Consider the following 20,849-nt stretch of genomic DNA (forward strand, 5'->3'; position numbering starts at 1 on the left):
GCGGTTCGGGAGTGGGCCCCACCGGGTCCGCTCTTTTTTTTCGCCGCACGCCCTCTCGCCGCACGAGGCCCCGCGCCGCGGGCGGCCAGGCAGAACCCCGCGAAGGTTGCGCGCTGAACACCCATGTCGTCCGAGATTGAAGCGGATCTGTCCGAGAAGCGCCTCGTCCGCGAGGCCGGAATCGCCGCGCGCGTCGCGCAGGCGATCGAGGGACCGCTCGCGGGCCTCGGCTTCCGGCTGGTCCGGGTGCGGATGTCCAACGTCAACGGCTGCACCGTGCAGATCATGGCGGAGCGGCCGGACGGCACCTTCACGATCGACGATTGCGAGGCGGTGAGCCGCGCGATCTCGCCCATCCTCGACGTCGACGACCCGGTGGGCGGCGCCTACAACCTGGAGGTCTCCTCTCCGGGGATCGACCGGCCGCTGGTGCGGGTCTCCGACTTCGCCCGCTGGGTGGGCTACGAGGCCAAGGTCGAGCTGAGCCCGCCGCTGGACGGGCGCAAGCGCTTCCGCGGCATCCTGGGCGCGCCGGACCCGACGGGAACGACCGTCCCGATCGACCTGCCCGACGTGAAGGAAGGGCTGCCGAGCCGCATCGACCTGCCGCTGAAGGACCTCGCGGAGGCCCATCTCGTCCTCACCGACGCGCTGATCCGCGAGTCGCTCCGCCGCGGCGGACCGGCCGCCGCGGACGAGGATGACGAGGAGGCCGACGACGAGGAGGCTGCCGCGGAGAGCGCGCCGCCGCCGGCGCGCGCACCCTTCCAGCCGAAGGGTCCCCGCAAGGCCAGCCCCGCCGGCAAGCCCCAGAAGCAGGCCCGGACCGGCCCGAAGAAGCCCATCGTGACCAAGGCGTCGCGGCTCAAGGACCGCGACTCCCTGCACTGAGACCCCCGCGCCGGCCGCCCGGCGGCCGGGCCGAAGATTTGACGGAAGAGAAGGACTGACACCGATGGCCGTCGTCAGCGCCAACAGGCTCGAACTCCTCCAGATCGCCGACGCGGTCGCCCGCGAGAAGGTGATCGACCGCTCCATCGTGATCGACGCGATGGAGGAGGCGATCGCCAAGGCTGCCCGCTCCCGCTACGGCGCCGAGACCGACGTTCACGCCGAGATCGACCCGAAGACCGGGGCGCTCCGCCTCTCGCGCCACCTCCTGGTCGTCGACCAGGTGGAGAACGACGCCCGCGAGATCACCCTCGACCAGGCCCGCCGCTACAACCCGGGCGCGCTGGTCGGCGACGTCATCTCCGACACCCTGCCGCCCTTCGATTTCGGCCGCGTGGCCGCCCAGTCGGCCAAGCAGGTCATCGTCCAGAAGGTGCGCGACGCCGAGCGCGCCCGCCAGTTCGACGAGTACAAGGACCGCATCGGCGAGATCCTCAACGGCATCGTCAAGCGCGTCGAGTACGGCAACGTGATCGTCGACCTCGGCCGCGGCGAGGGCATCGTGCGCCGGGACGAGATGATCCCGCGCGAGACCTTCCGCCCGGGCGACCGCATCCGCTCCTACCTGTTCGACGTGCGCTCGGAGGTCCGCGGCCCGCAGATCTTCCTGTCGCGCTCGCACCCGCAGTTCATGGCCAAGCTGTTCGGCCAGGAAGTGCCGGAGATCTACGACGGCATCGTCGAGGTGAAGGCGGTGGCCCGCGATCCGGGCTCCCGCGCCAAGATCGCGGTGATCTCCCGCGACGGCAGCATCGACCCGGTCGGCGCCTGCGTGGGCATGCGCGGCTCGCGCGTGCAGGCCGTCGTCGGCGAGCTGCAGGGCGAGAAGATCGACATCATCCCGTGGTCGGAGGACGAGGCGACCTTCATCGTCAACGCGCTCCAGCCCGCCGAGGTGGTGAAGGTGGTGCTCGACGAGGAGGCCGACCGCATCGAGGTGGTCGTTCCGGACGACCAGCTGTCCCTGGCGATCGGCCGCCGCGGCCAGAACGTGCGCCTCGCCTCGCAGCTCACCGGCTGGGACATCGACATCCTCACCGAGGCCGAGGAGTCGGAGCGCCGCCAGAAGGAGTTCGCCGAGCGGACCCAGGTGTTCATGGAGGCGCTCGACGTCGACGAGACCGTCGGCCAGCTGCTGGCGGCCGAGGGTTTCCGCAACGTCGAGGAGATCGCCTACGTCGATCTCAATGAGCTGTCCGGCATCCAGGGCCTTGACGAGGAGACCGGCACCGAGATCCAGGCCCGCGCCCAGGATCACCTCGCCCGGATCGAGCAGGCGCACGACGCGCGCCGCACCGAGCTCGGCGTGTCCGATGAGCTGCGCGAGATCGACGGCATCACCACGCCCATGATGGTGGCGCTGGGCGAGAACGACGTGAAGAGCGTCGAGGATCTGGCGGGCTGCGCCACCGACGACCTCGTCGGCTACACGGAGGGCCGCGGCCCCGAGGCCGTCCGCCACGCCGGCTACCTCGACGGGTTCGACCTGTCCCGCGCCGAGGCCGAGGCCCTGATCATGGCCGCCCGCCTCAAGGCGGGCTGGATCGAGGCCCTGCCGGAGCCGGAAGCCGAGGAAGGGGCCGAGGAGGGCGCCGAGGCGGCCGAGGGCGAAGAGACCGCCCCCGCGCAGGCCGGGGCCTGAGCCGAGAGCCGGACGCGGAGGCGCGATGGTCGCGGTCGACACGACTTCGCCCGAGGACGGGCTGGATGCCGGGGGGCTCGATGCCGGCCCCGGCCGCCGCTTGCCCGAGCGGACCTGCATCGTGACGCGCGTCGCCCAGGCGCCGGACGCGATGATCCGGTTCGTGCGCGGGCCGGACGGCAGCGTCGTGCCCGACCTGCGCGCCAAGCTTCCGGGCCGCGGCGCCTGGATCAGCGCCCGGCGCGAGGCGGTCGCGACCGCCGTGCGGAAGAACCTGTTCTCGCGGGCGTTCAAGGGGCCGACGCCGGCCGCCCCCGACCTGCCGGACCGGATCGCCGCCGGACTGCGGGACGATCTCCGGCAGGCCATCGCCATGGCCAACAAGGCGGGCTGCGTGGTCGCGGGCTTCTCCAAGGTGGAAGCCGCGATCGGCGGCCAGCCCGGCGCGATCGCGGTGATCCACGCCGCCGAGGCGAGCCCGGACGGCCGGCGCAAGATCGCGTCGGCCTTGCACAGGCGCCACGGTGACGCCATGTCAAGGATCCCGATCATCGATGACCTGTCCGAGGACGAATTGGACATGGCCTTAGGTCGGGATCATGTGATACACGCTGCGCTCGTCGCAGGAGCCGGAGCCGCCGGCTGCCTGTCGCGTTGGCGTCGGCTACGCTCCTTCGAGGGCGCCGCCGCGGCGACCGGGGAGCCCGATCCAGCCCGAATCGGCGGGATCGACGAAGCCTCACGTTGACGACGCAGGACTATTTTGACCGGCGCCACCGGGTGTCGGTTCACGGGACGATGGAAACCCTCAGGGTTCAGGCTGAATGAGCGATACGAACAACCCGGGCGACAAGACTCTGAACCGGACTTCCCCGAAGCCGCTCGGCCTCAAGCGGCCGATCGAGGCGGGCACCGTGCGTCAGAGCTTCTCCCATGGCCGCTCCAAGCAGGTCGTGGTCGAGACGGTGAAGCGCCGCGTCATCGGTGCGGCGCCGGCCGCCCCTGCCCGTGAGCCTGCCCCCGCTCCGCGTCCGGCAGCCCCCGCGCCGACGGCGCCGCCCCCGCGGAGCGGGGGCAGGCGGCCCTGAAGGCGCGCGGCCTCGCGGTGGCGATGGTCACGGGCGACGATCCCGTCACCGCCGCCGGCGTGGCGCGCAGCCTCGGCATCGACGCCGTGGCCGCCGGCGTGCTGCCCGGCGGGAAGGTCGAGGCGGTCCAGCGGTTCCGGGCACAGCACGGGCCGGTGGCCTTCGTGGGCGACGGCATCAACGACGCGCCGGCCCTGGCCGAGGCCGATGTCGGGCTGGCGATCGGCACCGGCACCGACATCGCCGTCGAGAGTGCCGACGTGGTGCTGATGTCGGGCGATCTCGAGGCCCTGGTCGAGGCCCTGGCGCTGTCGCGGGCGGTCATGGCCAATATCCGCCAGAACCTGTTCTGGGCCTTCGCCTACAACGCCGCGCTGATCCCGGTGGCGGCCGGCGTGCTGGTGCCTTTCGGCGGCCCGGCCCTGTCGCCGGTCCTGGCCGCCGGCGCCATGGCGTTCTCGAGCGTGTTCGTCCTCGGCAACGCCCTGCGGCTGCGGCGGGCCGGCGGGAGGCCTGCGGTCGCCGAGGCACCCGCCCGCGCCGCGACGAGGCCGGCATGACCGGGGCGATCCTGACGATCGGCGAGGCGGCGCGCCGGACGGGCGTCTCGGCCAAGATGATCCGCTGGTACGAGGCGACAGGCCTGCTGCCGCCGGCCGCCCGGTCCGAGGCCGGCTACCGCCACTACGGCGAGGCGGACCTGCACACGCTCCGCTTCATCCGCCGCGCCCGCGACCTCGGCTTCAGCGTGGACGCGATCGCGGATCTCCTGGCGCTGTGGCGCGACCGCGCCCGGCCGAGCGCCGGGGTGAAGGCGATCGCGCAGGAGCAGATCGCCGATCTGCGCCGCCGCATCGCCGAGATGGAGGGCATGGCCCGGACGCTGGAGCATCTGGCGGAGGCCTGCTGCGGCGACGCGCGTCCAGAATGTCCGATCCTCGATGATCTCGCGGCGCCGGATCACGGGCCGACGCCGCAGCGGGCGATCCGCGCGCTCGCCAAGCGTGGCCGTTGACGGCGGCTCTGGCCCCGGCTTTGCTGGTCCGGCCCACCCGCAAAGGCCACGAGAGCCCCGACCCGATGCCCGTCCTCGAACGGATCCGCGCCTTCGCCGACACGATGACGGCGTGGCGGCACGAGCTGCACGCTCATCCCGAGCTGCTCTACGACGTCGACCGCACCGCCGGCTTCGTCGCCGAGACGCTGCGGTCCTTCGGCTGCGACGAGGTCGTCACCGGTATCGGCCGCACCGGGGTGGTGGGCGTCATCCGCGGCCGGGGACGCAGCTCGAACCGCGCCATCGGCCTGCGCGCCGACATGGACGCCCTGCCGATCCAGGAGGTGCGCGACCTGCCCTACCGCTCGACCGTGCCGGGCAAGATGCACGCCTGCGGCCACGACGGGCACACCGCCATGCTGCTCGGCGCCGCCAAGTACCTCGCCGAGACCCGGGATTTCGACGGGGCGGCCGTGCTGATCTTCCAGCCCGCCGAGGAGGGCGGCGGCGGCGGCGAGGCCATGGTCGACGACGGCCTGATGGAGCGGTTCGGGATCGAGTCGGTCTACGGGATGCACAACATCCCCGGGATGGCGGTCGGCACCTTCGCGATCCGGCCGGGGCCGATCATGGCCTCGACCGACCGCTTCACGGTCACGATCGAGGGGCGAGGCGGGCACGCGGCCCTGCCGCAGAACGCCGTCGACAGCGTGCTCGTGGCGAGCCACGTGATCATCGCCCTGCAGAGCATCGTGTCGCGCAACCTCGACCCGGTGCAGTCGGCCGTGGTCTCGGTCTGCGCGCTGGAGGCCGGCGAGGCCTTCAACGTCCTGCCGCAGACCGTCACCATGCGGGGCACGATGCGCACCCTGTCGCAGGCCGTGCGCGGCCAGATCAAGGCGCGGATCGAGTCCCTGGTGGCCGAGATCGCCGGCGGCTTCGGCGCGCGGGGCCGGGTCGCGTACGGGGCGAGCTACCCGGTGACCGAGAACCATCCGGCCGAGACCAACTTCATGGCCGGCGTCGCCGAGGCGCTGGTCGGTGGGGAGAACGTCGACCGGGGGGTGGCGCCGATGATGACCGCCGAGGACTTCTCCTACATGCTCGGCCGCCGCCCCGGCGCGTACATGTTCATTGGCAACGGCGACAGTGCCTCGCTCCACCACCCGCACTACGACTTCAACGACGCGGCCGCGCCGTACGGGGCTTCCCTGTGGGCGCGCCTGATCGAGACCGGGCTGCCGCGGACCGCCTGAGCGCGCCGCCTGCCGCCCCGTCGCTGGCCGAGGCCGTCCCGGTCTGGCTGCGGGTGGCGGCGCTCTCCTTCGGCGGGCCGGCCGGGCAGATCGCCGTGATGCACCGCATCCTGGTGGAGGAGCGGCGCTGGATCTCCGAGCGGCGCTTCCTGCACGGTCTCGGGTTCTGCACCCTGCTGCCGGGGCCGGAGGCGCAGCAACTCGCCACCTATATCGGCTGGCTGATGCACGGGTCGGTGGGCGGCCTCGTCGCCGGGGGGCTGTTCGTGCTGCCGGGGCTCCTCGCCCTGATGGCCCTGAGCTGGCTCTACGTGCTCTACGGCCATGTCGACGCGGTCGCCGGGCTGTTCTTCGGCCTCAAGGCGGCCGTGCTCACCGTCGTGCTGCACGCCCTCTGGCGGCTCGGCGGCCGCGCCCTCCGCGACCGGGCGGACCGGCTCGTGGCGCTCGCCGCCTTCGTGGCGATCTTCGCCCTCGCGGTGCCGTTCCCGCTGGTGGTGATCGCCGCCGGCCTGGCGCGCCCCGCCGGTCGCGGCGCCCAGACCAACGAGGACGAGTCCGAGACCAAGCGGGTGATCCGCCGTCCCGGCATGCCGCTCAAGATCATCGCGCCGCCGAAGACCCCGAAATCCCCGGGCGGCGACCGCAACCGCGGCCGGCTGACCATCGCCAACGCGACCTCGGGCGAGGACGAGCGCACGCGCTCGGTCGCCTCGTTCCGCCGCCGTCAGCAGCGCATGAGCGGCCGCGGCCACGTGGAGCAGAAGGAGAAGCTGTCCCGCGAGGTGACGATCCCCGAGACGATCACCATCCAGGAACTCGCCAACCGCATGTCGGAGCGGGCCGTGGACGTGATCCGCCTGCTCATGAAGCAGGGTCAGATCCACAAGATCACCGACGTGATCGACTCGGACACCGCCCAGCTCATCGCCGAGGAACTCGGCCACACGGTGCGCCGCGTCGCCGAGTCCGACGTCGAGGAGGGTCTCTCCTCCGACGAGCCGGATCTGGAGGAGGATCTCGATCCCCGTCCGCCGGTGGTCACCATCATGGGCCACGTCGACCACGGCAAGACGTCGCTGCTCGACGCGATCCGCAAGGAGAACGTGGTCGAGGGCGAGGCCGGCGGCATCACCCAGCATATCGGCGCCTATCAGGTCGCGGCGCCCTCCGGTGACATGATCACCTTCATCGACACGCCCGGCCACGCGGCGTTCACGTCGATGCGTGCCCGCGGCGCCAAGGTCACCGACATCGTGGTGATCGTGGTGGCGGCCGACGACGGCGTCATGCCCCAGACCATCGAGGCCATCCAGCACGCCAAGGCGGCCGGCGTCCCGATGATCATCGCGGTCAACAAGATCGACAAGCCGGACGCCAAGCCGGAGCGGGTCCGCACGGAGCTGCTGCAGCACGACATCCAGGTCGAGTCGATGGGCGGTGAGACCCTCGAGTTCGAGGTCTCGGCCAAGACCGGCGCCGGCCTGCCGCAGCTCCTGGAGGGCATTCAGATCCAGGCCGAGATCATGAACCTGCGCGCGAACGAGAAGCGCGACGGCGAGGGTACGGTCATCGAGGCCCAGCTCGACCGCGGCCGCGGCCCCGTGGCCACGGTCCTGGTCCAGCGCGGCACCCTGTTCACCGGCGACATCGTCGTCGCGGGCGCCGAGTGGGGCCGCGTGCGCGCCCTGATCGACGATCTCGGCGAGAACGTGCAGTACGCCGGCCCCTCGGTTCCGGTCGAGGTTCTGGGCTTCAACGGCACGCCGGATGCCGGTGACCGCGTGATCGTGGTGCCGAACGAGGCCCGCGCCCGCGAGGTCACCGAGTACCGCGCCCGTCAGAAGCGCGAGCGCCAGAACGCGCGGACCGGCGGTGCCAACCGCTCGCTGGTCGACATGATGCGCGACCTCAAGGAAGGCGCCGGCCGCAAGGAGCTGCCGGTCGTCATCAAGGGCGACGTGCAGGGCTCGGTCGAGGCGATCTCGGGCGCCCTGGAGAAGCTCGGCAACGACGAGGTCGCGGCCCGCATCCTCCTGGCCGGCGTCGGCGGCATCACCGAGTCGGACATCACCCTGGCGCAGGCGTCGAAGGCCGTCGTCATCGGCTTCAACGTGCGCGCCCACAAGGAGGCCCGCGAGGCCGCCGAGCGGGCGGGCATCGAGATCCGCTACTACAACATCATCTACGACCTCGTGGACGACATCAAAGCCACGCTGTCGGGGATGCTGCCGCCGACGCTCCGCGAGGAGCGCCTGGGCGAGGCGACGATCCAGGAGGTCTTCGAGGTCTCGAAGGTCGGCAAGGTCGCGGGTTGCCGCGTCACCGACGGCATCGTGGAGCGCGGCGCGCATGTCCGCCTCATCCGCGACAGCGTCGTGATCCACGAGGGCAAGCTCAAGACGCTCAAGCGCTTCAAGGACGACGCGAAGGAAGTCACCTCCGGGCAGGAGTGCGGCATGGCCTTCGAGAACTTCGAGAACATGCGCGCGGGCGACGTGATCGAGTGCTACCGGGTCGAGGAGATCCGCCGCACCCTCTGACGCTCCGGACTCATCCGGACAGGGCGGCCGCGGCACCTGCCGCGGCCGTCTTTTCTTTTTCAGGACGTGCGCCGTCCGCTCCGGCGGGCCGGCCCGAGACAGAATGGCTCAGAAACCGACCTCCACCGGCCCCTCGCAGCGCCAGCAGCGCGTGGCCGAACTCGTGCGGCACGCGCTGGCCGAGGTGCTCCAGCGGGGCGACATCCAGGATCCGGTGCTCGGCACGCATGTCGTGACGGTGCCGGAGGTGCGGATGTCGCCGGACCTGAAGCTCGCCACCGCCTACGTGATGCCGCTCGGCGGCCTCGACGAGGCCCCGGTGATCGCCGCGCTGGAGCGTCACCGGAAGGTGCTGCGTCAGGCGGTGGCCCGGCGGGTGAATCTGAAATTCGCGCCGGAGCTGCGGTTCCGGCGGGACGAGACCTTCGACGAGGCGGCGCGCATCGACAGGCTGCTGCGGGACGAGCGGGTCCAGCGCGACCTCGAGTCCGCGCCCGAGGACGACGAACCGGAGACCGGGACGGGGCATTGAGTCCCGATACCAAGCAGAAAGGGACGGGGCATCGACCCCGGGGGACACGCGGACATGACGGTTTCCATGGAAGATTTTCCGCCGGCCGAGCGCCAGGCTCCCCCGCCGAGCGCTGAGCGCCACGGGTCGGAAGGCCGCCGCCCGCAGCGCGGGCCGCGGCCCGACCGGCCGAAGCGCCGGGACGTCTCGGGCTGGGTGATCCTCGACAAGCATGTCGGCATGACCTCGACCCACGCGGTCGCGGTGGTGAAGCGCGCGTTCAATGCCAAGAAGGCCGGCCATGCCGGCACCCTCGACCCGCTGGCCTCCGGCATCCTGCCGATCGCTCTCGGCGAGGCCACCAAGACCGTCCCGTTCGTGATGGACGGCCGCAAGGCCTACCGGTTCACCGTCCAATGGGGCGTCGAGACCGACACCGACGATGCCGAGGGGCGTCCGGTCGCGACGAGCGATGCCCGGCCGGACCGGGCGGCGGTCGAGGCGGCGCTGCCGGCCTTCGTGGGGGCGATCGAGCAGGTGCCGCCGCGCTACTCGGCCATCAAGATCCAGGGCGAGCGCGCCTACGACCTCGCCCGCGAGGGCGAGACCGTGGAGCTGGTCGCCCGGCCCGTGCAGATCGACCGCCTCGCGGTCGTCGAGCACGACGGCGAGCGCACCGTGATCGAGGCGGAGTGCGGCAAGGGCACCTACGTGCGGGCGCTGGCCCGCGATCTCGGCCGGATGCTCGGGTGCTACGGCCACGTGGCCGCCCTGCGCCGCACCCGGGTCGGACCCTTCTCGGAGTCCGCGGCCTGCGCCGTCTCGGCCCTGACCGACGGCAGCCCCGAGGCGGCCCTCGCCTATCTGCGCCCGGTGGAGACGGCCCTCGACGCCATCCCGGAGGTCGCCGTGTCGCGCGATCTGGGCCTGCGCCTGATGCGGGGACAGCCGGTCATCCTGCGGGGCCGCGACGCCCCGGTGGAGGGCAAGGCCTTCGCGACCTGCGCCGGCATCCTGGTCGCCGTGGGCGACGTCGAGCGCGGCGAGCTGATCCCGCACCGGGTGTTCCACCTCGGCGGCACGGCCCCCGGCCGCAGCGCCTGACCTTCCGGCTCCGCGCGGCCGGGCCAGGCGCGCGCGGGGCTCCGGCCGGTCCAGGCTTGGCTGAGACGTGAGCGCGCAGGCGGAACGAACCTGAGCCGTGACGCTTTGGCCCCGGCGAACGGTCCGGGATGCTGATGCGCGAACTCGACTACGACGTGGCGGTGATCGGTGCCGGGACCGCCGGGATCGCGGCCCACCGCGCCGCCGCCGCGGCGGGGGCGCGGTCGGTGCTGATCGAGCGCGGGCCCGGCGGGACGACCTGCGCGCGGGTCGGCTGCATGCCCTCGAAGCTCCTGATCGCCGCGGCCGCGGCCGCGCACGCGGCGCGCAGCACCGACCTGTTCGGCATCCGGGTTCCCAAGGTCGCGGTGGACGGGCCCGCCGTGCTGCGGCGCCTCCGCGCGGAGCGCGACCGGTTCGTCGGCAGCGTGCTCGACGGCCTCGACGCTCTGCCCGGCGACGAGCGCCTCGGCGGCACGGCGCGGTTCGAGAGCGACCGCTCCCTGCTGATCGACGGCGCGACCCGGATCCGCTTCCGGGCCGCGGTCATCGCCACGGGCTCGAGCCCGATCCTCACGGAGCCCCTGCGCGGCCTCGGCGCGGACGTCCTCACCACCGACACCCTCTTCGAGATCCCCGACCTCCCGGCTTCGCTGGCCGTCCTGGGGGCCGGTGCCGTCGGGATCGAGATCGCGCAGGCGATGGCGCGTCTCGGCGTCGCCGTCACGGTGATCGACGCGGGCGACACCGTCGCGGGCCTGACCGAGCCCGGTCTCGCCCGGCAGGCCGCCGCGATCTTCGGCGCGGAGCTGGATCTCCACCTCGGCGCCGAGCTTCGGGAGGCCGTTCCGGACGGCGACGGCGTCCGCCTTCACTGGACCGATCGCCACGGCCGCGAACAGGTCACGCGGGCGGCGCGGGTGCTGGCCGCCACCGGCCGTTCCCCCAATCTGGGGGCCCTGTGCCTCGAAGCGACCGGTCTGTTCCTCGAGCCGGAGGGCCTGCCGGATTTCGACCGGCGCAGCCTCGTCTGCGCGGGGGCACCGATCCTGATCGCGGGCGACGCCGACGGCTGGCGGCCGGTTCTGCACGAGGCGAGCCGTCAGGGCGGCATCGCGGGGGCCAACGCGGCCGCCCTGGCCGCGGGCCGCCCGGTCGCGACGCCGGAGCCGTGGACGCGCCTCGCGATGGTCTTCACCCATCCCCAGGCGGCGGTGATCGGAGCGCCCTACGAGCCGGAGGACGATCGACGGATCGTCGGGGCCCTCGATTTCTCGGACCAGGGGCGCGCCCGCGTCGAGGGCCTGAACCGCGGCGGCATGCGGATCTGGGCCGACCGGTCCGGACGGCTGCTCGGGGGTGAGATGCTCGGGCCGGCCGTCGAGCACCTCGCGCACCTGCTGACCTACGCCGTTGCGGACCAGCAGACGGCCCAGGCCGTGCATGACCGACCGGTATATCATCCTACGGTTGAAGAAGGACTTATCAGTATTATGTCTAAGATCATACAGAGAAGCTGAGCCGTTGTTCTTGCCGACATCACAAGCATTGCGCTCGGCCATTCCGGTCGCCATACCCGTCTGAATGCGCCGGTCTCGTTCCTGATGCCGCCCAGCCAGGCCCCCGATACGGACGTCGATCTCGACGTCATGGCGCCGGACGCGCTCGACCGCCTGGACCAGGGCGTGATCGGGCTCGATGCGGCCGGCACCGTCGTGGCCTTCAGCGAGGGCGCGAGCGCGATCTCCGGGCTTTCGCGCGAGGCCGTCCTCGGGCGCGACTATTTCCGCGACGTGATGCCGGGCACGAACGTGCCGAGCTTCCGCGGGAGGTTCCTGGCGGGCGCGCGCCGCGGCGCCCTCGACGAGAGCTTCGACTACGTCTTCGGCCGGCTGCCGCAGCCGCTCCGGGCCCGGATTCACATGCGTCACGGCCAGATCGGCGGCACGCGCCCCGTGACGTGGCTGACCATCGACCCCGTCGAGAGCCTCGGGGCCGACCTGTCGCGCGAGGCCGTCCTGGCGGCGATCGGCCGGCGGGTCCGCGCCGAACCGGTGGATGCCAGCCTCTGCGAGCGCGAACCGATCCACATCCCGGGCTCGATCCAGCCCAACGCCGTGATGCTCGCGGCCGATGCCGGAACCCTCCTGGTCGCGGCCTACTCGGCCAATGTCGGCGAGATCATCGACCCGATCGAGCCGCCGCTGGCGGGCCGGCCCCTGGCGGACGTGCTGCCGGCGGCGTTCGTCGCGGCGATCCGGTCGCGGCTGGCGAGCGGAACCCTCGACGACGGTGCCTCCCTGCGCCGGACCCTGACCTTCCCGGACCGCGGCACCGCCTATCACGCCGTCGCCCACGCCCATGCCGGCCGCGTCATCGTCGAGCTGGAGCTGGAGCCGGATTCGGCCGAGGATTTCGCCACGGCGAGCCAGGTCGACACCGAGCTCGCCGTCGGGCGCCTGCGCGAGGCCGGAACCCTGATGGAGGCCGCCCGGATCGCGGCCCACGAGATCCGGGCCCTGACCGGCTTCGAGGCGGTCCTGGTCTACCGCTTCGACGCGGACTGGAACGGCGAGGCCGTGGCCGAGGACAAGGTGCCGGGCTGGTCGCGCAGCCTGCTGGGCCTGCGCTTCCCCGCCTCCGACATTCCCGCCCAGGCCCGGGCCCTCTACACCAAGGCCAAGAGCCGCTTCGTGATCGACCGCGACTGCGTCCCGGTCGGGCTGGTCTCGGCGCCCGGCGCGGGCAACGGCCCGATCGACCTGACTTTCGCCCAGCACCGCACGCTCTCGCCGATCCACCTGGAGTACCAGCGCAATCTCGGCGTGAACGGCTCCATGTCGATCTCGATCATGGTCGAGGGACGGCTCTGGGGCCTGATGATCGGCCACCACCGTCGCCCGCACTACGTCACGCCGGAGACGCGCGCGGCCGCCACGGTGCTCACCGACGCCTTCGCCATGCGCGTGCAGGAGATCGAGTCGCGCCGGCTCTGGGCCGAGCGGCAGGCGCATCTCGACGTCGAGGGGCGCCTCGTCCGCGGCCTGACGCGGTCCGACGACTTCGTGGCCGCCCTGACCGCCGACACGACGACGCTGCTCGACCTGTTCAGCGCCACCGGCGCCGGCATCGTCTCGGGCGAGCGGGTCACGCTGATCGGCCGGACGCCGCCGGCCGAGATGGTGCCGGCGATCGCGGCCTGGCTGCGGGCGCGCGTCCCGGCGGGCGAGGTCGTCTACAGCAGCGACAGCTTCAGCGCCGATTATCCGGAGGCCGGCCCGCATCGCGAGATCGCCAGCGGCCTGCTCGCGGCCTTCGTCGACGATTCGCGCGATAACCTGCTGCTGTGGTTCCGGCCCGAGGTGCCCAGCACGGTCACCTGGGGCGGCGACCCGCGCAAGCCCGTGCTCGCCGGGAGCGGCCCCGTGGCCGTGCTGCCCCGCCGGTCCTTCGAGCGCTGGGTCGAGGAGCGCACCGGCTTCGCCGCGCCCTTCGCGGAATGGCAGGTCCAGCTCGCCGGCTCCCTGGCCGAGGCGGTCGAGGGCGTGGTGCTGCGCCAGCGGCGCAAGATCGACGAGCTCACCGGCCTGCTCGCCGAGAAGGAGCGCCTGCTCGAGCAGAAGGACCTGCTCACGCGCGAGATCGACCACCGGGTCAAGAACTCGCTGCAGATCGTCTCGGCCTTCCTGCAGATGCAGCGCCGCCAGATCGCCGACGGCGAGGCGCGGCAGGCTTTCGCCGACACCTCCGCGCGGGTGATGAGCGTCGCGCGGGTGCACGACAGCCTCTACCAGGCCGATCGCTTCGACGAGGTCGATCTCGGCCAGACCATCGAGAGCCTATGCAACGACCTCGCGGGGCTCGCCGGCGACGGGCACGCGGTCGACATGTCGGCGGAGCCCGGCCTGATGGTGCCGTACCGCAAGGCGGTGGCGCTCTCGCTGATCGCCACGGAACTCGTCACCAACGCCTTCAAGTACGCGGCCAACCCGGCCGGCGTCGGCCGCGTCGAGGTCAGCGTGTCGGCCTCCGGCCCCAGCGAGGTCCAGCTGCGCGTCTGCGACAACGGGGCCGGCCTACCCGACGACTGGGCGGACGCGAAGGCGCGGAGCAAGGGCTCCGGCCTGGGCATGAAGCTGATCCGCGCGATGCTCGATCAGATCAACGCCAAGCTCACCGTCGCCAACAATCCCGGCGCCTGCTTCACGATCACCGCGTGAGATCCCGCGACGGCCTGCACGCGCGGCTGCGCGCCGCGACCGACCCGGCCCACCGGGCGCTGGAGACGTCCCTCGACTGGCAGGCGCGGGTGGCGACGCTCGGCGGCTACCGGGATCTGCTGGGACGCCTCTACGGCTTCCACGCGGTCTGGGAAGCGGCCATCGGGTCGGGGCTCGCCGACGAGCCGTTCCTGGGGCCGCGCCGCCGCCTCGCGCTCCTCGCGGCCGACCTCGGCCATCTCGGCCTCCTGCCCGGCGCGGTCGCGGCGCTCCCGAGGCCGGCCGCTCCGGTTCTCNCTCCAGGGTGGCGATGCCGGCGGAATCGTAGCCGCGGTACTCGAGCCGCCGCAGGGGGCGATGTGGGCCGCCTTCCGCACGCGCCTGGACGCGTTCGGCGACGACCCGGCCGCGGAGGCCGCGCTCACCGGCGCGGCCGTGTCGACCTTCGCGGCGATGCGCGCGTGGCTCTGCCCGGTCCCGGAGCTGCCGGCCGCCGCCTGAGCCGCTCAGGGGCCCCAGACGCCGTCGCGCTCCGCCGTCGGATGATCGATCAGCCGCGGGACAGCGTGGCAATTGACGGAGTCGGCCGGGACGGTTGTCAATGCCGCCCGCCGTCCCGACCTCGAGGTTCGCCCCGCAATGCTCGCCTTCGCGCTCTCCGCCCTGCTTGCCGTGCTGGCGGGCGCCGGCCTCGTCCTGCAGCAGATCCTGAACGCGAATCTCCGCGCGGGCCTCGGCTCGGCGTCCTGGGCGGGCGTGTCCAGCTACGCGGTCGGGCTCGCCTGCATGGCGCTCCTGGCCGCCGCCCTGCGCGACCCGGTGCCGGCCGCCGGCGTGGCGGAGCGGATCCCGTGGTGGACCTGGAGCGGCGGGCTGTTCGGCGCGGTGTTCATCGGCCTCGCGATCCTGCTCGTCCCGAAGCTCGGCGCCGCGACCTTCTTCGCGCTCCTGGTCACGGGCCAGATGCTCGCCTCGGTGCTGTTCGACCACGCCGGCCTGCTCGGCCTCGCGCAGCGGCCCGTCGACCTGCCGCGCCTGCTCGGGATCGCGCTCCTGATCGGCGGCGTCGTGCTGATCCGCCGCTAGAGCCGTGCCCAGACGCGCTCTCTCGCGCCGAACCGGTATCCACTTCGGCGGAGAGCGCTCCAGGGCCGGATCACGGCGTCTCGGCCAGCAGGCCCTCGACGAAGGGGGCGAGGCCGGTGCGGCGCGCCCGCCGGAGGCGCTCGGCCGCCAGGATCCCCTGGAGGGCCCGGAAGGCGTTCTGCAGGTCGTCGTTGACGATGACGTAGTCGTACTCGACCCAGCGCTGGATCTCCGTCCGGGCGTTGGCGAGGCGCTTCTCGATCGTCTCGGCGGAATCCTCCGCCCGGCGCTCCAGGCGCTGGCGCAGTTCGGCCATGCTGGGCGGCAGGATGAACACGGTCACCACGTCCTGGGCGAGCTTGGAGCGCACCTGCCGCGTGCCCTGGTAGTCGATGTCGAAGATCATGTCCCGGCCGGAACCCAGCACCTTCTCCACCGGCCGCCGGGGCGTACCGTAGAAGTTGCCATGGACTTCGGCCCATTCGAGCAGGTCGTCGCGCTCGCGCAGGTCGTCGAACGCCTCGCGATCGATGAAGTGGTAGTGCCGCCCGTCGATCTCGGAGGGCCGCCGCCCCCGCGTGGTCACGGAGATCGACAGGTCGAGCGCCCAGCTCGGATCCTGCGCGATCGCCCGCGTCAGGGTGGTCTTCCCCGCGCCCGAGGGCGAGGAGAGGATCAGGATCAACCCGCGCCGCGCGATCGAGTCGGAGACGCTCCCGGCCGGCTCGGTCATGCGCGTGGCTCCCCGACGTTTCGCATCCGTATCCTCACGTCCTGATCCGGCATCATTCGATGTTCTGGACCTGCTCGCGGAACTGCTCGACCACGGCCTTCAGGTCGAGTCCGATCCGGGACAGGCTGATGTCGTTGGCCTTGGCGCACAGGGTGTTGGCCTCGCGGCCGAATTCCTGGGCCAGGAAGTCCAGGCGGCGGCCGATCGCGCCGCCGGCCGCCAGCAGCTCGCGGGCGCTCGCCACGTGGGCGCGGAGCCGGTCCAACTCCTCGCGCACGTCCGCCTTGCCGGCGAGCAGCATGGCCTCCTGGTGCAGGCGGTCCGGATCGAGGCCGGTGCCGCCGAGCGCCGCGACGGCCGCCTCCAGGCGCGCCCGCACGGCCTCGGGCTGGCGGGCCGGGTTCGCCTCGGCGGCCTCGGTCAGCGCGGCGATCCGCTCGACCTGGGCGGTGACGACCTGTTCGAGCTGACGCCCCTCGGCGCGGCGGGCCTCGACGAGATCCGCGACCAGCCGGACGACGCCCGCGGCCAGGTCCCGGGCGAGGGAGTCGGTGTCCGCCGCCTCGTCCTCGACCTCGATCACGCCGCGCACGCCGAGCAGCCCGTCCATGGTGGCGGGGGAGACCCCCTCGGGGACCGGCACACGGGCCACAGCCTGGGCGAGGCTCGCCAGGAGGGTCTCATTGATCCGCACCCGCGCCGTCGCCTCCGGCTTGGTGAGCGTCAGCGTCAGCTGGCACTGCCCGCGGCTCAGGGTCTTCTGCAGGGCGGCTCGGGCCGTCTCGCCGAAACCGTCATAGCCGGCCGGCACGCGGGTGCGCACGTCGAGGCCGCGCCCGTTGACGCTGCGGACCTCCCAGGCCCAGTGCACCGGTCCGGCACTGCCCGCCGTCCGGGCGAAACCGGTCATGCTCGCGATCTGGGCCACGCCGACCCCCGTCCCCGTGAAGATCGGGGCCTGTAGCACGGATCTCTCCGGTGGGAAGAGGCCGGTCGCCGTGGCCGCCGCGCCGCGGCCCGCTCGGGGCGCCCCGCGGGCCCACCGCACCGGCCGCGCGCGTCGTCCGGGCGCGATCGGTGCGATCACGTTTCCCCGCGGGTGTCGCGCGGCCGACGTTGCCTTTCGCCGTGAAGGTGTGCTCGAAATCTCGCTCGTCTGCACGTGAACTCGGATGGCGCATGCCGCGATCAGTCTTGGGGAGGGCCGCGCTCACGCCGTTCGGGATGTCCGCGCTGGGCGTCGGTATCTGGGAGGATGCGCCGCACACGGGCTACGTGCGCGGGGACGCGACGATGGCGCGGATCTTCGGCCTGACCGAGGCCGAGGCGGCGGACGGCGTCACCTGGGAACAGCTCTCCGCGCTCTTCCACCCGGAGGATCTCGCCCGGGACCAGATCGAGCGACGCCGCGTCCGCGAGGAGGGCGGGCTCTTCGCCTGGGAGCACCGCATCGTGCCCGCGCCGGGAATCGTGCGCTGGGTGCTGGCGCGCGGCCGGTTCGAGCGCCGCGCGGACGGGCACATCTACGGCCGCGGCATCGTGATCGACATCACGGACAGCCGGGCCGACGGCCCGTTCGAGCCGCCGGCCGGCTTTCTCGGGGCCCCCACCGAGCAGGGGACCGCCGTCGAGCGGATGGCCGATTGCGCGATGCGCCTGTGGGAGATGGTCGGCGATCTCGGGCCCGAGGAGGCGAAGCGGGTGCAGCCGCTGCTCGAGGCCCTGCTGTACGAGCTGGGACGGCACCCTCGGCGCGCGCCGAGGGCCCGAGTCGATAGCTCAAGACGTTCCTAGAACAACGACTTCGCGGCCCGGCCGGCGGCGCCGACCAGCGGCCCGGGCAGCAGGAAGAACAGCACCACGACGACGCTCGACAGGGCGAGCACGACGCGCAGCCCCGACAGCGCGGACGCGATCCATTGCGGCCGTGTCGACCGAGACGCCGGGGCGTTGTTGAGCCGCCCGTTGACGTTGAGGGTGTACTGGAAGTCCTGTCCGGCCGGGACCGGCGGCATCCCCACCGCGCCCGCGGTGACCTCCTGGCTCTGCTGCTGCACGATGTTAATGATGGCGTCGGGGGTGAGGCCGCGGGCCTGGACGAGGTCGGGGTCCAGCCAGATCCGCATCGCGTACTGGCCCGCGCCGAACACCGTGACGTTGCCGACGAGGCCGTCCGGCGCCGCTGCCTAGCGGCGGCCCCGCGGCGCCGGTGCCGGCTCGCTCAGGGTCGGGACGGTCTTGGGCGAGCCCAGGTCGTAGCTGCGATTCTTGAGCGGATCGAGGCGCGTGCCCTCGGAGGCGTCGAAGGCGCGCGTGCCCGGCGTGCCGGTATCCAGCGCGAAGGCCGCGTTGGTGTTGATCCCGTTGCCCGCGGGGGCGCCGCCCGGCGCGTAGGCCGAGGCGCGGCCGGGCGTGGCCGGATCCGGGCTCGGCTCGACCTTGTCGACGGCGTCCGGCGGCGCCTGCCGGCTCTTCTCCACCGCCCGCCAGCGGGCGACGTTGCGCTGGTGTGCCTCGAGGGAATCGGCGAAGGCGTGGCCGCCGGTGCCGTCCGCCACGAAGTACAGGTCCTTGGTCCGGGACGGGTTGGCCACCGCCTCCAGGGCGGCGCGGCCGGGATTGGCGATCGGTCCCGGCGGCAGACCCTCGATCACGTAGGTGTTGTAGGGCGTCGGCCGGTCGATCTCGGAGCGCAGGATGCCGCGGCCGAGGGTGCCGCGCCCGCCCACGAGCCCGTACACGATCGTGGGGTCGGATTGCAGCTTCATCCGCTTGTTGAGGCGGTTGATGAAGACGCCGGCCACCCGGGGCCGCTCGTCGGCGCGGCCGGTCTCCTTCTCGACGATCGAGGCGAGGGTGACCATCTCGGCCGGGGTCCGCACCGGCACGTCGGCGCTGCGCCGCAGCCAGATCTGGTTCAGGACCTCGCGCTGCTTGGCCTTCATCAGGTTGACGATCTGCTGCCGGGTGGCGCCGCGCTCGAACTTGTAGGTGTCCGGCAGGAGCGAGCCCTCCGGGGGAATCTCGTTGATCTCGCCGGTGAGCACGTCGTTGTCGTTGAGGCGGGTGACGATCTGCTCGGAGGTCAGGCCCTCGGGGAAGGTGATGGCGTGCTGGACCTGCCGGCCCGTGGCGATCGTGTCGAGCGTGTCGGAGATGCTCGCGTGGGCCTTGAAGACGTACTCGCCGGCCCGCAGCGCCGGCCGGCCGCCGAAGCGGGCGGCGAACTCGAACAGGCCGGTATGGTCGATCACGCCCTCGCGCTTGAGGGTCTCGGCGATCTCGGACGTTCCGCTGTGGGTCGGGATGACCACGACCTTGTCGGCCGCGAGCGGTCCCGGCTCGCGCACCTGCCGCTGGAACAGCGTGATCCCGATCATCGCCGCGATGGCGATGACGACCGCGAAGGTCAGGGCGCCGCTGATCAGGCCCACGAGGCCGCTGCGCTCGCGCTCGGGCTTCTCCGGCGGCGGGGGCGCGACCGTCGGCTTGATCGCCTCGCCGGGCGAGCGCGGCGACAGCCGCTGCGGCAGGGCAGGCTCGTCCGTCGGATCCTGCGCGGTGGTCTCGGGCGCGGGCGTCTTTGAGCGGCGGAAGAACATCGGGATCCTGTCTGGGCCCGCGCGACCCGTCACGCGTCGCGGGCCGGGATCGGCTGCCCGCAACCGGGTGCGCACGTGGAGGGCCGTAACCCTAGTCGGGTTTGTGGCGAAATTGCCGTTCCGCGGCGCGATAGGCGCCGGGCGGCGCGCTCAGCCCGGGGGCTGGCAGGTGGCGCAGTAGAAGGTCGAGCGGTTGGCCTGCACGATCCGGGTGACCGCGCCAGCGCATCCCGGCCGGGTGCAGGGCAGGCCGACCCGGTCGTAGACCCGGAACGCGTGCTGGAAGGCGCCCGCGCTGCCGTCCGTGTGGGCATAGTCGCGCAGGGTCGAGCCGCCGGCCTTCACGGCCTCCTCGAGGACCTGCACGATCGCCTTGGCCAGGGCGTTGGCCTTCTGCGTCGGGCGCCCGTCCGGTCGGGCGAGGCTCCCGGCCGGGGCCTCCGGATGCAGGCGCGCCCGGTGCAGCGCCTCGCACACGTAGATGTTGCCGAGGCCCGCGATCAGGCGCTGGTCGAGCAGGGCGGCCTTGAGCGGCGCGATCTTGTGGCGGAACAGCTGCGCGATCACCGCCCCGGTGAGCCCGTCGAGGGGCTCCACCCCCATCCGGGCGAAGTGGCGGCAGGCCGCGAGTTCCGCGCTCGGGACGAGATCCATGAAGCCGAAGCGGCGGGCGTCGTTGTAGGTCACCGTGGCGCCGGTGCTCATCGCCATGACCACGTGGTCGTGCTTGGGCGTGCCCTGGGCGCCCTCGAGGTAGAAATCCCCCGGCGACAGGTTGCTGCCGTCGGGCAGCGCCACGTCGAACCGGCCGCTCATGCCGAGATGCATCACCAGCGTCTCGCCGGAATCGAGCGCGGCGGTGAGGTACTTCGCCCGGCGCGCGAGGCCCGTGACGGTCCGTCCCTCGAGGCGGGCGGCGAAGCGTTCGGGGAACGGGAAGCGCAGGTTGGCCCGGCGCAGGGTGACGCGGCTGAAGCGCGCGCCGACCAGGGCGGGCGCCAGGCCTCGCCGCACGGTCTCGACCTCGGGAAGCTCCGGCATCTCTCTCGCGGCTTTTCCGTGCGCGGCGCTCCGTGCGCCGGCTCCGGATATCGGCGGGATCGGTCCGGGCCGCAA

General features: G+C 72.6%; 16 protein-coding genes and 5 pseudogenes. 16 read left to right on the plus strand and 5 right to left on the minus strand.

The features are described from left to right. The first annotated feature begins 123 nt into the window (after nucleotides 1-123). The 15 genes and pseudogenes from rimP (at nucleotide 124) to MMR14E_RS06985 (ending at nucleotide 15,398) form a co-directional block, all read left to right on the plus strand. A complete protein-coding gene (gene rimP / locus MMR14E_RS06915; RefSeq protein ID WP_331313431.1) occupies nucleotides 124-891 on the plus strand; it encodes a ribosome maturation factor RimP in 768 nt (255 codons plus the stop codon). A gap of 64 nt (nucleotides 892-955) precedes the next feature. Beyond that, nucleotides 956-2,593, plus strand: coding sequence for a transcription termination factor NusA (nusA, locus tag MMR14E_RS06920; RefSeq protein ID WP_331313432.1), 1,638 nt, complete (start codon nucleotides 956-958; stop codon nucleotides 2,591-2,593). A 25-nt stretch (nucleotides 2,594-2,618) separates the two neighbouring features. Then, on the plus strand, nucleotides 2,619-3,341 hold the full coding sequence (locus tag MMR14E_RS06925; RefSeq protein WP_331313433.1) for an RNA-binding protein: 723 nt from the start codon (nucleotides 2,619-2,621) through the stop codon (nucleotides 3,339-3,341). 76 nt (nucleotides 3,342-3,417) lie between these two features. Further along, nucleotides 3,418-3,681, plus strand: coding sequence for a translation initiation factor IF-2 associated domain-containing protein (locus MMR14E_RS06930; protein ID WP_331313434.1), 264 nt, complete (start codon nucleotides 3,418-3,420; stop codon nucleotides 3,679-3,681). Continuing rightward, nucleotides 3,675-4,241: pseudogene (locus MMR14E_RS06935) on the plus strand (HAD-IC family P-type ATPase); the annotation flags it as partial. The gene MMR14E_RS06930 and the pseudogene MMR14E_RS06935, both read left to right, overlap by 7 nt. Further along, nucleotides 4,238-4,696: a Cu(I)-responsive transcriptional regulator gene (gene cueR / locus MMR14E_RS06940; protein WP_331313435.1), complete on the plus strand. Its 459-nt coding sequence runs from the start codon at nucleotides 4,238-4,240 to the stop codon at nucleotides 4,694-4,696. The pseudogene MMR14E_RS06935 and the gene cueR, both read left to right, overlap by 4 nt. 65 nt (nucleotides 4,697-4,761) lie before the next feature. Further along, a complete protein-coding gene (locus MMR14E_RS06945; RefSeq protein ID WP_331313436.1) occupies nucleotides 4,762-5,934 on the plus strand; it encodes a M20 aminoacylase family protein in 1,173 nt (390 codons plus the stop codon). Nucleotides 5,935-6,032: 98 nt separating this feature from the next. Beyond that, nucleotides 6,033-6,392, plus strand: a pseudogene (locus tag MMR14E_RS29165) (chromate transporter); the annotation flags it as partial. Between the two features lie 23 nt (nucleotides 6,393-6,415). Then, nucleotides 6,416-8,477: pseudogene (gene infB / locus MMR14E_RS06950) on the plus strand (translation initiation factor IF-2); the annotation flags it as partial. 103 nt (nucleotides 8,478-8,580) lie between these two features. Continuing rightward, nucleotides 8,581-9,009, plus strand: a complete 429-nt coding sequence (gene rbfA, locus MMR14E_RS06955; protein ID WP_331313438.1) for a 30S ribosome-binding factor RbfA — start codon at nucleotides 8,581-8,583, stop codon at nucleotides 9,007-9,009. Between the two features lie 66 nt (nucleotides 9,010-9,075). Continuing rightward, entirely contained in the window at nucleotides 9,076-10,092 is a 1,017-nt protein-coding gene (gene truB, locus MMR14E_RS06960) for a tRNA pseudouridine(55) synthase TruB (protein ID WP_419539315.1), read from the plus strand. A 134-nt stretch (nucleotides 10,093-10,226) separates the two neighbouring features. Beyond that, nucleotides 10,227-11,612 carry a dihydrolipoyl dehydrogenase gene (locus MMR14E_RS06965; RefSeq protein WP_331313574.1) on the plus strand — a complete coding sequence of 462 codons (1,386 nt, stop codon included), beginning with the start codon at nucleotides 10,227-10,229 and terminating at the stop codon, nucleotides 11,610-11,612. Between the two features lie 84 nt (nucleotides 11,613-11,696). After that, on the plus strand, nucleotides 11,697-14,312 hold the full coding sequence (locus MMR14E_RS06970) for a histidine kinase dimerization/phosphoacceptor domain -containing protein (RefSeq protein WP_331313440.1): 2,616 nt from the start codon (nucleotides 11,697-11,699) through the stop codon (nucleotides 14,310-14,312). Further along, nucleotides 14,309-14,810 (plus strand): annotated as a pseudogene (locus MMR14E_RS29170) (biliverdin-producing heme oxygenase); the annotation flags it as partial. The gene MMR14E_RS06970 and the pseudogene MMR14E_RS29170, both read left to right, overlap by 4 nt. Nucleotides 14,811-14,951: 141 nt before the next feature. Further along, a complete protein-coding gene (locus MMR14E_RS06985; protein ID WP_331313442.1) occupies nucleotides 14,952-15,398 on the plus strand; it encodes a DMT family transporter in 447 nt (148 codons plus the stop codon). 70 nt (nucleotides 15,399-15,468) lie between these two features. Here the strand turns inward: MMR14E_RS06985 and gmk are convergent, their stop codons facing one another. Beyond that, the gene (gmk, locus tag MMR14E_RS06990) at nucleotides 15,469-16,131 is read right to left on the minus strand and encodes a guanylate kinase (RefSeq protein WP_056525786.1); all 663 of its coding nucleotides are present in this window, start codon (nucleotides 16,129-16,131) and stop codon (nucleotides 15,469-15,471) included. Between the two features lie 52 nt (nucleotides 16,132-16,183). Beyond that, entirely contained in the window at nucleotides 16,184-17,041 is an 858-nt protein-coding gene (locus MMR14E_RS06995) for a YicC/YloC family endoribonuclease (RefSeq protein WP_331313575.1), read from the minus strand. A 269-nt stretch (nucleotides 17,042-17,310) separates the two neighbouring features. Here MMR14E_RS06995 and MMR14E_RS07000 point away from each other — a divergent pair, with 269 nt between their 5' ends. Then, nucleotides 17,311-17,925 carry a PAS domain-containing protein gene (locus MMR14E_RS07000; RefSeq protein ID WP_331313443.1) on the plus strand — a complete coding sequence of 205 codons (615 nt, stop codon included), beginning with the start codon at nucleotides 17,311-17,313 and terminating at the stop codon, nucleotides 17,923-17,925. A gap of 152 nt (nucleotides 17,926-18,077) precedes the next feature. Here MMR14E_RS07000 and MMR14E_RS07005 read toward each other — a convergent pair. The 3 genes and pseudogenes from MMR14E_RS07005 to mutM form a co-directional block, all read right to left on the minus strand. Then, nucleotides 18,078-18,296 (minus strand): annotated as a pseudogene (locus tag MMR14E_RS07005) (efflux RND transporter permease subunit); the annotation flags it as partial. Between the two features lie 21 nt (nucleotides 18,297-18,317). Next, nucleotides 18,318-19,733, minus strand: coding sequence for an endolytic transglycosylase MltG (gene mltG / locus MMR14E_RS07010; protein ID WP_331313444.1), 1,416 nt, complete (start codon nucleotides 19,731-19,733; stop codon nucleotides 18,318-18,320). A gap of 150 nt (nucleotides 19,734-19,883) precedes the next feature. Beyond that, on the minus strand, nucleotides 19,884-20,774 hold the full coding sequence (gene mutM / locus MMR14E_RS07015; RefSeq protein ID WP_331313445.1) for a bifunctional DNA-formamidopyrimidine glycosylase/DNA-(apurinic or apyrimidinic site) lyase: 891 nt from the start codon (nucleotides 20,772-20,774) through the stop codon (nucleotides 19,884-19,886). Nucleotides 20,775-20,849: the final 75 nt, after the last annotated feature.

The organism is Methylobacterium mesophilicum, assembly GCF_036441335.1.
GTDB classification, from domain to species: domain Bacteria; phylum Pseudomonadota; class Alphaproteobacteria; order Rhizobiales; family Beijerinckiaceae; genus Methylobacterium; species Methylobacterium mesophilicum_B.

What these genes read in the sequence shown, in the direction of transcription:
- rimP (WP_331313431.1), top strand. Translation starts at nt 124, where the DNA reads ATGTCGTCCGAGATTGAAGCGGATCTGTCCGAGAAGCGCCTCGTCCGC.
- nusA (WP_331313432.1), top strand. Translation starts at nt 956, where the DNA reads ATGGCCGTCGTCAGCGCCAACAGGCTCGAACTCCTCCAGATCGCCGAC.
- MMR14E_RS06925 (WP_331313433.1), top strand. Translation starts at nt 2,619, where the DNA reads ATGGTCGCGGTCGACACGACTTCGCCCGAGGACGGGCTGGATGCCGGG.
- MMR14E_RS06930 (WP_331313434.1), top strand. Translation starts at nt 3,418, where the DNA reads ATGAGCGATACGAACAACCCGGGCGACAAGACTCTGAACCGGACTTCC.
- cueR (WP_331313435.1), top strand. Translation starts at nt 4,238, where the DNA reads ATGACCGGGGCGATCCTGACGATCGGCGAGGCGGCGCGCCGGACGGGC.
- MMR14E_RS06945 (WP_331313436.1), top strand. Translation starts at nt 4,762, where the DNA reads ATGCCCGTCCTCGAACGGATCCGCGCCTTCGCCGACACGATGACGGCG.
- rbfA (WP_331313438.1), top strand. Translation starts at nt 8,581, where the DNA reads ATGGCTCAGAAACCGACCTCCACCGGCCCCTCGCAGCGCCAGCAGCGC.
- truB (WP_419539315.1), top strand. Translation starts at nt 9,076, where the DNA reads ATGGAAGATTTTCCGCCGGCCGAGCGCCAGGCTCCCCCGCCGAGCGCT.
- MMR14E_RS06965 (WP_331313574.1), top strand. Translation starts at nt 10,227, where the DNA reads ATGCGCGAACTCGACTACGACGTGGCGGTGATCGGTGCCGGGACCGCC.
- MMR14E_RS06970 (WP_331313440.1), top strand. Translation starts at nt 11,697, where the DNA reads ATGCCGCCCAGCCAGGCCCCCGATACGGACGTCGATCTCGACGTCATG.
- MMR14E_RS06985 (WP_331313442.1), top strand. Translation starts at nt 14,952, where the DNA reads ATGCTCGCCTTCGCGCTCTCCGCCCTGCTTGCCGTGCTGGCGGGCGCC.
- gmk (WP_056525786.1), bottom strand. Translation starts at nt 16,131, where the DNA reads ATGACCGAGCCGGCCGGGAGCGTCTCCGACTCGATCGCGCGGCGCGGG.
- MMR14E_RS06995 (WP_331313575.1), bottom strand. Translation starts at nt 17,041, where the DNA reads ATGACCGGTTTCGCCCGGACGGCGGGCAGTGCCGGACCGGTGCACTGG.
- MMR14E_RS07000 (WP_331313443.1), top strand. Translation starts at nt 17,311, where the DNA reads ATGCCGCGATCAGTCTTGGGGAGGGCCGCGCTCACGCCGTTCGGGATG.
- mltG (WP_331313444.1), bottom strand. Translation starts at nt 19,733, where the DNA reads ATGTTCTTCCGCCGCTCAAAGACGCCCGCGCCCGAGACCACCGCGCAG.
- mutM (WP_331313445.1), bottom strand. Translation starts at nt 20,774, where the DNA reads ATGCCGGAGCTTCCCGAGGTCGAGACCGTGCGGCGAGGCCTGGCGCCC.